The organism is Paraburkholderia sp. Ac-20342 (assembly GCF_017104985.1).
In the GTDB taxonomy this organism is placed as follows: domain Bacteria; phylum Pseudomonadota; class Gammaproteobacteria; order Burkholderiales; family Burkholderiaceae; genus Paraburkholderia.
Genome location: NZ_JAAGPQ010000014.1, coordinates 74,319 through 89,606, shown reverse-complemented (window position 1 = coordinate 89,606; position 15,288 = coordinate 74,319). Strand labels below are relative to the sequence as shown.

Annotated in this window: 8 protein-coding genes and 2 pseudogenes; 7 read left to right on the top strand and 3 right to left on the bottom strand. The window is 63.9% G+C overall.

The features are described 5' to 3' along the window. Positions 1–80: 80 nt before the first annotated feature. Positions 81–5,597 carry an AAA family ATPase gene (locus G3N58_RS08220; protein WP_345891000.1) on the bottom strand — a complete coding sequence of 1,839 codons (5,517 nt, stop codon included), beginning with the start codon at positions 5,595–5,597 and terminating at the stop codon, positions 81–83. A 104-nt stretch (positions 5,598–5,701) separates the two neighbouring features. After that, entirely contained in the window at positions 5,702–6,313 is a 612-nt protein-coding gene (locus tag G3N58_RS08215) for a response regulator (RefSeq protein ID WP_346778248.1), read from the bottom strand. 475 nt (positions 6,314–6,788) lie between these two features. Between G3N58_RS08215 and G3N58_RS08210 the strand changes: the two genes are divergently transcribed. The 4 genes and pseudogenes from G3N58_RS08210 to G3N58_RS08200 all read left to right on the top strand — a co-directional run bounded on the left by G3N58_RS08210 (position 6,789) and on the right by G3N58_RS08200 (position 9,658). Then, positions 6,789–7,166: a response regulator gene (locus G3N58_RS08210; RefSeq protein ID WP_167037686.1), complete on the top strand. Its 378-nt coding sequence runs from the start codon at positions 6,789–6,791 to the stop codon at positions 7,164–7,166. Between the two features lie 220 nt (positions 7,167–7,386). Then, positions 7,387–7,563, top strand: a pseudogene (locus tag G3N58_RS34095) (LysR family transcriptional regulator); the annotation flags it as partial. A 48-nt stretch (positions 7,564–7,611) separates the two neighbouring features. Next, positions 7,612–8,373 (top strand): LysR substrate-binding domain-containing protein, encoded by a 762-nt coding sequence (locus tag G3N58_RS08205; RefSeq protein ID WP_240158721.1) that lies wholly within the window; start codon positions 7,612–7,614, stop codon positions 8,371–8,373. Between the two features lie 172 nt (positions 8,374–8,545). Beyond that, positions 8,546–9,658 (top strand): nitronate monooxygenase, encoded by a 1,113-nt coding sequence (locus tag G3N58_RS08200; RefSeq protein ID WP_167037692.1) that lies wholly within the window; start codon positions 8,546–8,548, stop codon positions 9,656–9,658. Between the two features lie 147 nt (positions 9,659–9,805). Here G3N58_RS08200 and G3N58_RS08195 read toward each other — a convergent pair. Then, a pseudogene (locus G3N58_RS08195) lies at positions 9,806–10,228 on the bottom strand (organic hydroperoxide resistance protein); the annotation flags it as partial. 490 nt (positions 10,229–10,718) lie between these two features. Between G3N58_RS08195 and G3N58_RS08190 the strand changes: the two are divergent. Genes G3N58_RS08190 through G3N58_RS08180 form a run of 3 tightly spaced genes read left to right on the top strand, consistent with a single transcriptional unit; the run spans position 10,719 to position 15,089 of the window. Next, positions 10,719–12,281 carry a DHA2 family efflux MFS transporter permease subunit gene (locus G3N58_RS08190; RefSeq protein WP_205998904.1) on the top strand — a complete coding sequence of 521 codons (1,563 nt, stop codon included), beginning with the start codon at positions 10,719–10,721 and terminating at the stop codon, positions 12,279–12,281. A 17-nt stretch (positions 12,282–12,298) separates the two neighbouring features. Continuing rightward, entirely contained in the window at positions 12,299–13,813 is a 1,515-nt protein-coding gene (locus G3N58_RS08185; RefSeq protein ID WP_205998903.1) for an efflux transporter outer membrane subunit, read from the top strand. 34 nt (positions 13,814–13,847) lie between these two features. Continuing rightward, a complete protein-coding gene (locus tag G3N58_RS08180; protein WP_205998902.1) occupies positions 13,848–15,089 on the top strand; it encodes an HlyD family efflux transporter periplasmic adaptor subunit in 1,242 nt (413 codons plus the stop codon). The last annotated feature ends 199 nt before the right edge of the window (positions 15,090–15,288 follow it).

The following is a 15,288-nucleotide window of genomic DNA, read 5'->3' as shown; positions in this document are numbered from 1 at the left end:
CCGGGCCCCGGCCATGGCCGGCCAGTCATGCGCGGCTTCGGCGCGAGGCGTTGAAGCCTTGTGTTACGCGGTGGCGCGCTTTACGGCTCGACGCTCGGCAGCACGAATCTGAACACGGCGCCATGGGGCGTACCCGTGCTGACCGAAAGCACGCCCTCGTGCGCCTCGACGATCGATCGGCAGATCGACAGCCCCATGCCGAGACCCTGCGCCTTCGTCGTGTAGAACGCATCGAAGACGTGTTCGATCTCCACGGCGGCGATGCCCGGCCCCGAATCCCGTACCGTCACCAGCACGCGATTCGACCAGAGCCGGGCCGTGCTGATGCCCAGCTCGCGCGGCGTCCAGTTCGCCGCACTCATTGCTTCGATGGCGTTAACGATCAGATTGAGCATGACCTGCTGCAACTGCACGCGGTCGCCGTGGACGGGCGGCAGGCCGTCGGCCAGCGTCGCCGAAACCGCCACGCCGCTTTTGGCCGCCTCGCCGCGTGTCAGGTCGATCATCTCGCGAATCGTCTCGTTGATATTCACGCAGCCCTTGCGTAGCGGCGCTTTTCTGATGAGCGCGCGAATCCGCTCGACGATGGCGCCGGCTCGCATTCCCGCGCTGACGATGCCATCGAGCGATTCCCTGATCTCGTCTAGGTTGGGCGGCCGCGCGTCGAGCCAGTTCAGCGCCGCGGCCGCCTCGGTCAGCGCTGCGGTAATCGGCTGCTGGACGTCGTGGGCGATCGAGGCCGTGAGTTGCCCCATCGTCGCGGCGCGGTTCGCGTGCGCGAGTTCCACATGGGCTTCCAGATAGCGCCGCTCGTGCTCGCGTGCCTGGGCTTCCGCGCGTTTGTGCTCGGTCAGGTCGAGCACGAAACCGACGCGTTCGTTGCAGTTCGATTCGAACGCCGCGACACCGATCAGCACCGACGCGCGGCTGCCGCCCCGGCACGACAGCTCTTTCTCGAAGGGCTGCAACGCGCCGGTCAGGGTGAGTTCCTGGGTTCTCTGCTGCTCGATCTCGAACCATTCGGACGAGGTCAGTTCCGGCCACCGCACGCGTCCGGAGACGAGGTCGTCGCGGTCGTATCCGACGATGCGCAGGAACGCGTCGTTGGTTTCGAGAATATGCCCTTCGGTGTCCCAGATCAGGATGCCGACGATATTGGCGTCGACGAGACGCCGGATGCGCGCTTCGCGTTCCGCCAGCACCTGGTACAGACGCGCGTTTTCCAGCGTGATCGCGGCCTGCGAGGCCAGCAGCTTCAAGATCGCGATGCGTCCCGGCACGAACACGCGTGCGGCCAGATTGTTCTCCAGGTACAGCGCGCCCGTCAGCTTGGTCTGGTTGATGAGCGGCAGACACAGCACGGAGCGGACCCGTTGTCCGGCCACATAGGGATCGGCCGCAAACGGCGGCTCGCCGAGGGCGTCGTCGAGGATCACGCTCTCGCGCGTGCGCAGCACGTACTGGAGCACGCTTTCCGGCAGCATGGCCGCGCTGGCCGGCTCGTCGCACAGCCGTACGTCGACGGTATCGCCGGCGGTGATCGCGAGTGCCGCGACGCGTTGTTCGCCGTCGCGCGCGAGCGTGAGCAGGCAGCGCTCGGCGCCGGCGTGTTCGAGCGCCATGCGCATCAGTTTGTCGAGCAGCTTCGCCAGTTCGAACTCGCCCGACACGGCCTGGGATATGCCGGTCACGGTGGCGAGATCGAGCTGCTCGATGGCCGTCTCGATCGTTCTCGGTGCGGCGGGCGCCGCTTCATTGCTTCTCAACTGCGGATATATCTGTTCGAGCTGGCGCACCTTGCCGTCGGCGCCCCAGCGCAGATAGCCATCGCGTGCGTGGCGTATGAACACCAGTGCAAACGCTTCGAGACCGCACGTCGCATAAAAGCTCGCGGCCAGTTCGCAGGCGAGCGCTTCGAGATGCACGAAGCCGTTCTCGCGCGCCGTGCGGATCGCCTGATCGTAGAGCCGTTCGGCATCGTGTTCGTGCCCATCCAGGCGGGCGATTTCCGCGCCGACGAGCGCCATGCGGCTCGCGAAATTCTGCGGACAGTGCTCCGACCATTTCGCGAGTTGACTGTGGTGTCCGGAAAGAGCCAATACGTGTTGCCGCCGCTCGTCGGCCGTGGCGCAATCGCAGGCGGCGGCCCGGGACAGTGCCGCGTAAAGATGATATTCGGCGAGCTCGAAGCTGAGCGGCAAACCCCAGAGCAGCCGTTGCGCCTGCCGGGATGCTTCGAGGGCGCCTTGATGATCGCGGCCGAAGAAACGTGCCTGCATCTTGCGAATCCAGTAGAAGCATTCGGGCGTTGCCCACCCCGAATGCTTCGACCATTGGCGTTCGAGATCGCGTTCGTCGAATTGCCCGTCGTCGAGCACACCGAACTTCGGCGTTACGCCGAGTAGCGTGCGCACCAGCTGAAGCTGGGTGGCGATGATGTCGACCACGAGGCCATACTGCGTTTTTTGCACCCGCGCGAGACCACGCTCCGCTTCGTGTCGCACGTCGGTGAGTGGATCGCCCGCGGCGAGCAGGTTGGTAATCAGCAGATGGTGCGAGTGAGCGCCGTAAAGAGCGTCGTAGTTCCGGTTCGCCGCCTCGGCCCCGAGGCGCGCCAGCTCGCGGCCCGTTGTGACGTGCTGCGTCCACGGCATAAGGTTGTTTGCGCAGAGCACGCGGGTGCCTACCTCGAAGCGTTGCAGGCCGCGCTGTTCGACAAGGTCGCAGCCGATCGTGCCGAAGCGCAAGGCGGTCCGGTAATCGCCGAAGCGCGCGCCCGCGGCGATGCCGAGCAGCACGTACGCGTAGCACGAGGCGTCGCCGTGGCCGGACTCGAGACTCAGTGCGATCGCACGGCAGGCAATCAGCACGAACAGGTTCAGCGAGCGGGGCGACTGGAAGGCCGGCGGACCGAGTCCGATCAGAACGTCGAGCGTCGCGAGCGCGTCGGGATCACGCATCAGTGGCAGCGCGACGAGTGCCTCGTTCGTGCGTGCGCCGATACACGACCGGACCCGTTCATATTCGCGTTGCGCGGCCTCGTCCGACGGGTAGCGCGGCCAGTCGATGCCGAGTCCGCGCAGATAGTCGAGCCCGACGGCGATGGCGCGTTCATCCTGGTCTCCCAGCGCATGATGCAGGTCGATGCTCAGGCGCGTTACGGCTGCGCGTTCGACGTTCGTGGCCGCGTGTGTGGCGAGCGCGTCGAGGCGCGCTTGCGCATGCGCCGTGGCGCCGGTGAGGAACTCGCACTCGGCGCGCTGGAGTTCGAGCGGGAAGCGCAGCGGGCACCGTGGCTCCCAGCCTGTGTCGGTGAGCAGCGACGCGCCGGCGCTCAGATAGGCGAGGGCGGATGCATAAGCTGTCGACGCTCGCGCGCGCTGGCCCGCGGCCAGATTGAGCGCGGCAAGCTGCGTGCGCTCTTCTTGCGAGTCGATTAGCACGGCGCCGCGGTTGAACTGGCCAACGATGTCGAAAATCACCTCGGCCTGCTGTCCAGCGGTCGTATGCGCCGCGAGGCGCCGTCCTATCCGCAGATGCGTTCGGGCGCGCAATGCGGCGGGAATCAGCGAATAAGCGGCTTCCTGGATGCGGTCGTGCGTGAACCGGTAGACGCCCGCGCGCAGCTCGATCAGTTCACGGCATACCGCCGGCCATAGCAGGCTGTGAAGCTTGTTTTCGGCACGGCCGAGCACGACGGTCAGCATCGAAACGTGGCAGCGATTGCCGACACAGGCCAACTGCCGCAGCGCGTGCCGGGTCCGCGCCGGCAGGCGGGCGAGCTTGCCGGTCATCAGGTCCGCCACGTTGTCGGTGTAGCCCGTGGCGCAGATGCGCTCGATGTCCCATGACCAGCGCGCGGCGCGATGATCGAAGCTGAGCAGTTTCTCCTCTGACAGCGCGTATAAAAACTGGCTGACGAAAAACGGATTGCCGCCCGTTTTCGTGTGCACGAGCTGCGCCAGAGGCGCGGCGTGAGCGGGCTCGCAACGCATGGTATCGGCCAGCAGCCGGGCAAGATGGCCGCGGGTGAGCGGCGCGAGCCTGATCTCGTCGAGCGCGGCGCCGGCGTTTTTCATTGCTTCGAGCTTGTGCGCGAGCGGATGGCCGGCATCGACTTCATTGTCCCGGTAGGCGCCGACCAGCAGAAGATGCCGAAGGTTCGAGCGGAGCAGCAGATGTTCGAGCACATCGAGTGTCGCCGCGTCGAGCCATTGCAGATCGTCGAGAAAGAGCACGAGAGGATGCTCGGGCCGCGCGAATACGCCGATAAAGCGCTCGAACACGCTCTGGAAGCGGCCCTGCGCCTGCCGCGGCGGCAGTTCGGGCACGGCTGGCGGTTCGCCGATGACGAGCGCGAGTTCCGGTACCAGGTCGACCATCAGGCGCGCGTCCGGTCCGAGTGCTTGCAGCATCGCGTTGCGCCAGTCGCCCAGTTCGGCTTCGCGCTGGCTCAGCAGCGGCCGTACGAGCTTCTGGAACGCCTGCGCGAGCGTCGCATACGGTATGTCGCGCTTGTATTGATCGAATTTTCCCGTGGCGAAAAGCGCGCGCTGCGGAACCAGCGTCTTGCTCAACTCGTTGACGACCGACGATTTGCCGACGCCCGCGTGGCCTATCACGAGCACCAGCGCCGGCTTACCGGCTCTGGCACCCTGCTCGAATGCGCCGACGAGCGCCTCGATCTCGCGTGCTCTTCCATACAGCTTGTCGGGGATCGCCAGGCGGTCGGGCACGTCCTGTTGGCCGGGCGGGAAATCGTCGATGCAGCCTTGCGTTTCCCATTGATGTAGACAGCGGCGCAGGTCGCGTTCAACGCCGTTCGCCGTCTGGTAGCGCTCTTCGGGCGTCTTGGCGAGCAGCTTCATGACGATGCGCGAGACCGGCTCGGGAACGTGCGGCGCCCGTTCGCTGGGCGCTACGGGTTGGCGTGCGATATGGCGGTGAATCCATTCCATCGCATCGGATGCCACGAACGGCAGTGCGCCCGTGGCGAGCAGATAAAGCGTGACGCCGACGGCGTAAAGATCGCTGCGTGCATCGACGGGACGGTTCATTCGCCCGGTCTGCTCGGGCGCCAGGTAGGCGAGTGTGCCGGTGACGAACTCGGGTGGCTCCAGCGGCAGCTTCTGTCGCGGCAGCCACGCGGCAATGCCGAGCCCGGTGAACTTCGTTGCGCCGCTCGTGGGATCGACCAGGATATGAGCCGGCTTGATGTCTTTGTGAATCAGCCCGCTCGCGTGCAGTTTCGCCAGCGCGGCGGCAATGCCGATCGCCGTGCGCAGGAAATCCGCCAGGGGCAACGGCAGACTCGCGCATTCCAGCGGCTCGTGGCCACCATCCTCGAGGATCAGGCAAGGCTGGCCGCGTTCCTGTACGAGCCGCAACGGGCGCGCTGCGGCAGCGGGATCGAGCACATCCCGGAGTGCGTATTCATGCGCGAAGCGATCCTGCAAGCCGGGTGCCGGCGACCCGGCAGCGGGCCGCACGACGAGCACGGGTCGGCACGCACCGTCGTCGTCCATGTGCCATTCGCGGCTGAATACCCGCCCGCCATCTTCCCAGGCGATGCGCGACCCATCCGATGCGGAACTCACGTGGCTGTCATCCACCGTAGACCTGCCGGCTCAGCCTGGCGGGCGGGCTCGGGCTGATTCGTGCAACGCGACAAGATAAGGCGGGGCGCTCGACGGCCGGCATGCTACGGCCCGATCGCCGATCCCCGCGGCTCGATGCCCAGCAAGCGGACCTTGCAGACCAGGTCCACCGCCGAACGCGCGGACAACTTCTGCATCGCCTGGCGCCGATGCTTTTTGACGGTGACTTCGCTGACGCGGATTATCGACGCGATCTGCTTGTTCAGCAAACCCGTGAGAACGAGCTCCACCACTTCACGTTCGCGCGGCGTAAGACTGTCATAAGCTGCGCGCAGCGGACCGAGTGCCTGCTCGGCCGAGATCCTGTCCCGATCCTTCGCGAGCGCGTGCGACACGGCATCGAGCAGGTCCTGATCGCGGTACGGCTTGGAGAGGAAGTCCGTTGCGCCAGCCTTCATCGCCCTCACGGTCATTTCGATATCGCCGTGAGCGGTGATGACCACGACGGGCATGTGCATCCCTCTGTCGTTCATCGCGGCCTGGAACTCCAGGCCGTTTTCTCCGCGCAGCCTGACATCGAGAATCATGCAGCTCGGCACACTCGGGGGCGAGCACGCGAGAAAGTCCCGACACGTAGCGAATGTCCTGGCGGAAAGCCCGACCGATCGGAACAGATTGCTGAGCGCACGGCGGATGGATTCGTCGTCGTCGATCACGTAGACGATCGGGTCCGGCGCGCTTGATATGGCAGTGGCGGATTCGTGCGAATACATGTTGAACATGCCTCTTCGAAGACGTCAGGCTCTGAGCGACATCGACCGCGGCTGACACGTCGGCATGACCCGGCGAACGGGTCGGCACGAAGCGCCGCGGCTGTCCTTATGAAAATAGGGCGGAGCGACATGATCGGTGACGGTCGCCGAGCAAGCTGCGAATGCATTGTGAACGCATTGTAATACGCTCCCCATTCGCGCGTGCCGGAACGATGCGTGCAAATAGGGAGCTTGGGCGGCAGGGCTTGCCGGTTCGAGTTCATCGGCGCGCCACATGCCGAACCTGGACGCATACCTGACGCACACCGGGGGATACTTTCGTAGCCTTTCCATTCGTCGCGGTGCGAGTTAGGTTTTGAATTGCGCCGGCGAGTCTAAGAAGTCAGACCGGGCCACCTACTTTGCAGGCAGCGATCGCATGGGCACGCAAACGAATCCGACTATTGCCATCGTGGACGACGACAGGGACGTCAGAAAAGCGCTGCGGAGCTTTCTGCGCGCAAGAGGGCGCAGCGTGCACGAGTTCGCTTCGGCAATCGAACTGCTCCAGTCGAACCGGCTCGGCGAGATCGCCTGCCTGATTACGGACGTCAGGATGCCGGGCCTGAGCGGAACGGAGTTGCACGAGCGGCTCATTGCCCTCGGTTATGTCATCCCCACCATTTTCATTACGGCGTTCCCGACCTGCAGCGTCGAGGCGATGCTCAATAGCGCAGGGGTCGTCGCTGTCTACAGCAAGCCCGTTGATCCAGGCGCCTTGTCCAATCTGCTGGCGACCATTCTCGATGTGCCTTGAGGCGGCCTTACGGTATCCGAAAGTATCCCCCCGCATCAGGCTAAGGTGTCATACCGCGTGGACGGCAAGCCGCCTACCATGCTGACAACGAACGGCAACCAGTTGGCGAAGGCCGGAGGGATGCTCAGGCATCGAGCCGAAACGCGGCGGACGGCATGCGGGCACGCTGAACGCCTGAGCGTAGTGCGAGCGAAGCAAGCCTCGAGATAGGAGGACGGTGATGGATCAGTTCAACAAATTCAGAGCGTTCGTTCTGGTCGCGGAAAAACAAAGCTTCAGCAAGGCGGCTCAGTCGCTCGGTGTGACGACCGGGGCCGTGTCGAGGATCATCCTGAGGCTTGAAAGGGACGTACATCTACGACTTTTCCATCGTACGACGCGCTCGGTGATCCTCACGGAGGAGGCGCGGCCTTACTACGAAACGTGCTGCCGCATGCTGGAGGAAATGGATGAGGCCAATCGGCGTATCACGAACGCGCGGGAAGCGGATTCTGGCAGGCTGAACCTCGTCGTGCATCCGGGGCTCGCGAGTTCGACGCTGTCGCGGCTCGTAACGAGCTACCGCGATATGTCGCCTAACGTGAGTCTGACCGTTGCCGTGCAAAATAGCGCGGTCAATCTCTCCGCCGGTCGTATCGACATGGCTATCTTCCCGTCGCACCTTATCGAGCAGCCGACCGTTATCCGGAGAACCCTGTCGATTTCTCCGGGGATGCTCGTGGCCTCGCCCGGGTATCTCGACAAATACGGCGCACCCGAGCGCGCGTGCGGCCTCGAGAAACGCTTTCTGCTGCTCAACGTGGCGTCGTCCCGACTCGGCGGCCACGCGATCCGGTTGCTCGAAGACGGCAAGCGCATCAAGATCCCGGCGAGCTCTTCGATGACCGGCGACGAGCAGTATCTGCGCGCAGCCGCGCTTGCCGGCGCGGGAATCGCCGTGCTGCCCGAGATGATGGTTCAGGACGACCTCAAGTCGGGATGCCTCGTGCCGGTCCTGCCGCACTGTTCGGTGCTGGATAGCGAAGTGGACATCTGCCTGTTTTACGCGCATCGCGACATGCTTTCCGCGCGCCTGCGGACCTTCGTGAACTTCTGCATCGAGTTTTTCCGTGTGGAAAGCGCCGTGAGCAGCGAAGGGCTGGTTGCGCCGATTGCGCCGATCGCACGACCCAATCCGCGCGAGCAGCCGATACTGGCCGCGGCATGACGGCGTGCTGCGCTGCATTCGCTCATTCGACGTTGCAACGATATAGTTTCCATGATGTAAAGAGTATTGTTCTCGCGATCGGGTTGACGGCTGCCTGCGCGAAAATGAACATGGTGATCAGGCTCCGGCGCGATGCTTCATCCGTACGCAATCGTTTTGAACAGGAAGACAAATGAGCAGCGATACTGACAATCGGGTATTAAATCGGGCATTACTGCCTTTGCTGGGAATCAGCAAGCCGATCGTGCAGGCGCCGATGGCCGGCGTAAGCACGCCCGCGCTCGCCGCGGCCGTGTCGAACGCGGGCGGGCTCGGCTCGCTGGGCGTCGGTGCGATGAATGCCGAGGGCGCGCGCAAGGCGATCAGGCAGACGCGTGAGCTGACCGACAAACCGTTCAACGTCAACGTATTCTGCCATCAGCCGGCACAGGCCGACCCCGAGCGCGAGCGCGTATGGCTGAACTGGCTTGCGCCGCAGTTCGAGAAGTACGGCGCGACGGCACCCGCATCGCTCGCGGAGATTTACACGAGCTTTGTCGAAGACGCCGCAATGCTTGAGGTCTTTCTCGAAGAGAAACCGGCCGTGGTCAGTTTCCACTTTGGCTTGCCGTCTTCGGACGTCATCGGCGAATTGAAGGGGGCGGGCATCAGGCTGCTCGGCGCGGCAACGAATCTGAACGAAGGCGCACAGGTCGCCGCATCGGGTGTCGATGCGATCGTCGCGCAAGGTATCGAGGCGGGCGGGCATCGGGGCGTCTTCGATCCCGACGCCTTGGACGATCAACTGGGCACGGTCGCGCTGACCCGGCTTCTGGTCAGGAACGTTCCGCTGCCGGTCATCGCTTCGGGCGGCATTATCGATGGAGCGGGGATTGCCGCCGTGCTTGCGCTGGGCGCGCAGGCGGCCCTGCTCGGTACGGCCTTCGTGGCCTGCCCCGAAACCTCGATCGACGACGGCTATCGGCGTACGCTGCTCAGCGATGCCGCACGCCGCACGACCTTGACCAGGGCGATTTCCGGACGTGTTGCGAGAAGCATGGTGAATCGCTTCACGGAACTGGGCAGTGACCCGGGCGCGCCGCGTGCTCCCGATTACCCGATCGCCTATGATGCCGGTAAGGCGTTGCACGCCGCCGCAAAGGCGCAGGGCGAATTCGGCTTTGGCGCGCAATGGGCCGGGCAGGCGGCCGCGCTGGCGCGCTCGCTGCCGGCCGCCGAACTGTTCGCGCAACTGGAGCGCGAGATGAAGGAAACCATCGCGCAACTGCAACGGTTTGGCGGCTAGTGAGCGAGGCGGGCATCGCGGCGGCGCGCAGTGGCTTATGTGGCGACTCATGTGGCAACTTCTGCCGCGATTCATGCTTCGGCCCATGAAAAATGCTGGCTCCCGCATTTGCGGGTAGCCAGCCTGTTCCCGCAAGACCGGCGCGTCGACGAGCGTGAGTGTCACATCGATGTTGTTGCGGGTGGCGTTCGAATACGGGCAAACGGCGTGCGCTTTCTCGATCAGCCGACGCGCCTGTTCTCGCGCCATGCCAGGCAACGACACCTTCAGCTCGACCTCGATGCCGAAGCCGTTCGGAATCAGACCCACGCCGACGCTGGCGCTGATCGAGACGTCGGCGGGAATGGCAATCCTGTCGCGTTGACCCACGAATCGTATCGCGCCGATAAAGCACGCGCTGTAGCCCGCGGCGAACAGCTGTTCCGGATTCGTTCCTTCTCCCCCCTTGCCGCCGAGTTCTTTCGGCATGCTCAGTTTGAGGTTCAAGCCGCCTTCGGGAACCACCGCGCGTCCGTCGCGGCCTCCCGTGGCAGTGGCATGGGCGGTATAGAGCACGGTATCGAGCGGCATCGCAAGCTCCTGGTGTCAAGGTTGTCCAACGGTTGTGCGGCCCGGGTCGCGAACGGTGCCGACTTCGAAGCGACTGCGTGGACCGGCTCGCGCATTGCAGGTGCGAGCGAGTCCTCACGTATTTCGGGCAGCAAGATCAGGCTGGCTTTGCGAGCACAGGTTACACACGATCGGCACGCACTGGAATCAGCCTGAGATGAACAAGTATTGATACTTGCCGTCAATAATTCGACCGGTGTATTTCAAGTAATCTACGTTCTGTCCGGAGCGGATCGATAAGCGCTGATGCAGTGATCCGTTTCAGGAAAGGGGTCAATGTCCATTCCCTTTGCAAGACAGTCAGCGAGCGGATGATCTCAATGCAGGAACCGTGAATGCGATGCGGCTCTCCGCCATTCACTGAGGAATGCGTAGTGATTGTCGTGTTAATCGGGAAACGGCGATTCGCGTCGACGGACAGGTGCTTCGAATCACGACTGGAGAACACAGCATGAATTCCCCGACCACCCCGGGCGCGCCGGTGCGCCTGACCGGCGCAAGGTTCGCACTCGGTACATTCGCCGTGGCGCTCGCCACGTTCATGAACGTACTCGATTCGTCGATCGCGAATGTCGCGATTCCTACGCTGTCAGGCAACCTCGGCGTGTCGGTCGACGAGGGAACATGGGTCATCACACTGTTTGCGGCGGCCAATGTCGTGTCGATTCCGCTGACCGGCTGGCTCACGCAACGCATCGGTCAGGTCAAGCTGTTCGTCGGGGCCATCCTGCTGTTCGTACTGGCGTCGGCGGCGTGCGGGCTGGCGCCGAACCTGTTGACGCTGCTGGTTGCACGGGTGGTGCAGGGCGCGGTGGCGGGGCCCCTGGTGCCGTTGTCGCAGGCGTTGCTGCTGGCGTCGTTTCCGAAGGAAAAGAGTTCGAGTGCCTTATCGTTGTGGGCTATGACCGCCACGGTCGGACCGATCGCGGGACCGGCTCTTGGTGGCTGGATCACCGACAGCTATAGCTGGTCGTGGATTTTCTATATCAACGTCCCGGTGGGTCTTTTCGCCGCCGCAGTGATCTGGTCGATCTATAAGGATCGCGAGACACCGACGCGCAAGCTGCCGATCGACAAAGTCGGGCTCATCTCGCTGATCGCGTGGGTCGCGTCGCTGCAGATCATGCTCGACAAGGGTAAGGATCTCGACTGGTTCAACTCGCCGGTGATCTGGATTCTCTCGATCGTCGCGTTGGTCAGCTTTCTGTTCTTCATCATCTGGGAGCTTACCGAGGAGAAGCCGATCGTCGATTTGCGGCTCTTTGCCGAACGCAATTTCCTCGGTGGGACCATCGCCATTTCGGTGGCCTATGCGATCTTCTTCTCGAATTTGGTAATCCTGCCGCAATGGATTCAGGGGTCGCTCGGCTATCGCGCCGTGGACGCGGGACTCGTAACGGCTCCGCTGGGCATCTTCGCCGTGATCATGGCGCCCGTACTGGGCAAGATCATGCCGCGCTCCGACATGCGGGTGCTTGCAACGATGGCCTTCATCGGATTCGCGGGCGTGTTCTTCATGCGTTCGCGCTATACGACCGGCGTCGACCCCTACACGCTGGTGCTGCCGACGCTGCTGCAGGGCATCCCGACCGCGCTGTTCTTCACGCCGCTCACGGCCATCATCCTGTCGGGGCTGCCGGCCGAGAAGATTCCGGCGGCGGCGGGCCTGTCCAATTTCGTGCGCATTTTCGCCGGCGCGGTGGGCACCTCGCTGCTGAGCAACGGCTGGAACGACCGGACGATTCTCCATCATGCGCGGCTCACGGAGCAAACGAGCGTGGACAACCCGATCTTCGGCGAAGCCATCGCTCATCTGGAGACGACGCTTAATGCCAGCACGCCCAAAGCGCTGGCCTTTTACGAAGCTTCGCTCAACGCGCAAGCCACGATGCTTGGCCTGAACGACATCTTCTGGATCTCGGCCGTGATCTTTATCCTCATCATCCCGTTGATCTGGGTAACGAAACCGGCGAGAGGCGCGGGGGCGGGTGCCGCCGCTGCCGGTGGTCACTGAACCCCGAGGAGCGTGACATGAGCCATTTCTCAATCCGGCACGTCGCTATCGGCACAAGGGTGTCGAAGCTGGGCGTATCGGTACTTTTAGCGGCGATGCTGTCGGCGTGTGTCAACTATGCGGGCATCCATAGCGACAAGCAGATTGCCCGGCCGGAACAGTTCGAGACGGCGAGCAGTCTGCCGGCCGAACAGGGTCGCTGGCCGGCTGCCGATTGGGCAGACCAGTTCGGCGATGCCCAGTTGAAAGCGCTGATTGCCGAAGCACTGCAAGGCAACCCGTCGATCGACGAGGCCCGCGCGCGGGTCGTCGAGGCGCAGGCTTATAGCCAGAGCGCGAAGGCGGGCACGTTGCCGCGCGTCGACGCGGACTACTCGCTGACCCGTCAGGAATTCAGCGGCAGCACGGTGATTCCGCCGCCGTATCGAGGCGGATGGCAAACCGAAAACAAGGGTTTGCTGAGCGCTTCGTACGACCTCGATCTATGGGGTAAGAACCGCGAGGCATTCAAAGCCGCCGTGTCGCAACAGCGAGCAAGCGAGGCCGACGACGAAATGGTCAAGCTCACGCTGAGCACCGCGATCGCACGTACCTACAACGATCTCGCTCGCCTCTATGCATTGCGCGATATCGCGCAAAGGGAAGTCGAGCATCGTGAGCAGATCGACCGCATCACGGCAGCCCGTATTGCGACGGGCCTCGATACGGAAGTGGAGCGCAAGACCGCGCAGGCGAATCTGACTTCGAGCCGCGGCAGTCTCGCCGTGCTCGACGGCAACATTCTGACGACACGTTATCAACTGGCCGCGCTGATGGGCCGAGGGCCGGACCGCGGGCAGGCAATTGCGCGGCCGGCTCTCGACGCCGGCGACGCAGTGCGCCTGCCGGACAACCTGCCCGCCGATCTGTTGAGCCGGCGCCCGGACATCGTCGCGGCACGCTGGCGCGTCGATGCGATCACGCACGAGGTGAAAGAGACGAAGGCCGAGTTCTATCCGGACATCAATCTGAGCGCGGCGATCGGCTTCGACGCGTTCGGCTTCGGCGAATTTCTCAATGCCCAGAGCCGGACGATTTCGGTGGGGCCGGCGATCCATCTGCCGATCTTCGACGCGGGAGCACTGCGCGCGAAGTTGCGAGGCCGTTACGCCGAGTTCGACTACGCGGTGGCAGCCTATAACCAGACGCTGATTCATGCGCTTTCGGACGTCGCCACGCAGCTTGCGCAAATCCGTTCGAGCGACGCGCAACTGGTCGAGGCCGAGGCCACGCGGCAATCTGCCGAGGACGCCGACAAGCTCGCGATTACCCAGTACAAGGTCGGTCTTACCAACCAGTTGACCGTGCTCAATGCCGACGTTACGGCACTGAATGCCGAACAGTCCGTCGCCGATCTGAAGATGAGCCGCCGCGACCGGCAGATCGAACTGGCCGCGGCATTGGGGGGCGGCTATATCGACACATCCGCCGACGCCGTGCGCAGCGAGGATATGACCGCCGGGCCGACCGAGGCCGCCATCGCCAGGCATTGAACGACACGTACGGAAATCCGTAGGGAGAAAAGAAATGAGCGAAACCGTCACGCCCAGGAGCGAGTCCGCCGATCACGGCGGCGATGACACCGGCGGCGCGCAAGCGCCCGCCGCCCGCAACAGCGGGAACGCCACGCCGCCGAGCCGCCGCAAACTGCTTGTCCTGCTCGCGGCGGCAGTCGTGATAGCGGGAGCCGCCTATGCTGCGTACTACTACACGGATGGCCGCTATCACGAATCCACCGACGACGCCTATGTCAGCGGCAATCTCGTGCAATTGACGCCGCAGGTCTCGGGCACGGTCATCGCCGTCAATGCCGACGACACGCAGATCGTGAAGGCGGGCGATCCGGTGGTCACGCTGGACCCAGCCGATGCCAGGATCGCGCTCGGGAATGCGGAAGCGGCGCTTGGTCAGACCGTGCGCCGCGTGAGCGGCCTGTACGTGAACAACGACTTCTATGCGGCGAACGTGGCGCAACGCGAATCCGACCTTGCGCGTGCCAACGACGATCTGCGTCGGCGCATGGCCGTCGCGAACACGGGCGCTGTTTCCGCCGAGGACATCGCCCATGCCCGGGATACCGTGAATGTCGCGCAGGCCGCGCTCGACGCGGCGCGTCAGCAGGCCGAAGCGAATCGCGCGCTGACCGATCGCACGACGCTCGAACAGCATCCCGACGTGCAGGCCGCCGCATCGAAAGTGCGGGACGCGTGGCTCGCCTACGCGCGCGATACGCTGCCGGCGCCGGTGACGGGCTATGTGGCGCAGCGTCACGTTCAGGTCGGCCAGCGTGTGTCGCCGGGCACGCCGTTGATGGCGGTAGTGCCGCTCGACGGCGTGTGGGTGGACGCGAACTTCAAGGAGGTCCAGCTCAGGCGCATGCGTATCGGCCAGCCTGTCACGCTGAGTGCCGACGTTTACGGTTCGAGCGTCAAGTATCACGGGCGGATCGAAGGCTTTTCTGCGGGCACGGGCAGTGCCTTCGCCACGCTGCCGGCGCAGAACGCAACGGGCAACTGGATCAAGATCGTGCAGCGTCTGCCGGTTCGCATCGAGCTCGACCCGCGCGAACTCGACGCGCATCCGCTGCGTATCGGCCTGTCGATGGACGTCGATGCCGATACGCACGACGATTCCGGCAAGGAACTGGCCGCCGCGCATAACACGACCTATAGCACGGATGTTTTCGAGCAGTACGGCGCGCAGGCCAATGACGAGATTGCGAAAATCATCAGTCAGAACGCGATCGCTTCCCGCTCCCCGCATCGGTGAAATACTGGGTGGTGTCGATGTGACGGGCGGTGCGTTTGAGCGCCGCGTCGCGAGTGCGGATCTCTGCCCGCCATCATGAACTACGTGAGTCACGTGAACCACGTGGCCCGCCCAATTGGCCGTCTTCGAGAAGATCGTGCCCTGCTTGAGCCTTTCTTCTTCGAGAAGAAACGGCTTTCTCCTGTCAGCCCGCCTCTGC

Coding starts and splice junctions, on each gene's coding strand:
- G3N58_RS08210 (WP_167037686.1), top strand. CDS start 6,789: ATGGGCACGCAAACGAATCCGACTATTGCCATCGTGGACGACGACAGG.
- G3N58_RS08205 (WP_240158721.1), top strand. CDS start 7,612: ATGGATGAGGCCAATCGGCGTATCACGAACGCGCGGGAAGCGGATTCT.
- G3N58_RS08200 (WP_167037692.1), top strand. CDS start 8,546: ATGAGCAGCGATACTGACAATCGGGTATTAAATCGGGCATTACTGCCT.
- G3N58_RS08190 (WP_205998904.1), top strand. CDS start 10,719: ATGAATTCCCCGACCACCCCGGGCGCGCCGGTGCGCCTGACCGGCGCA.
- G3N58_RS08185 (WP_205998903.1), top strand. CDS start 12,299: ATGAGCCATTTCTCAATCCGGCACGTCGCTATCGGCACAAGGGTGTCG.
- G3N58_RS08180 (WP_205998902.1), top strand. CDS start 13,848: ATGAGCGAAACCGTCACGCCCAGGAGCGAGTCCGCCGATCACGGCGGC.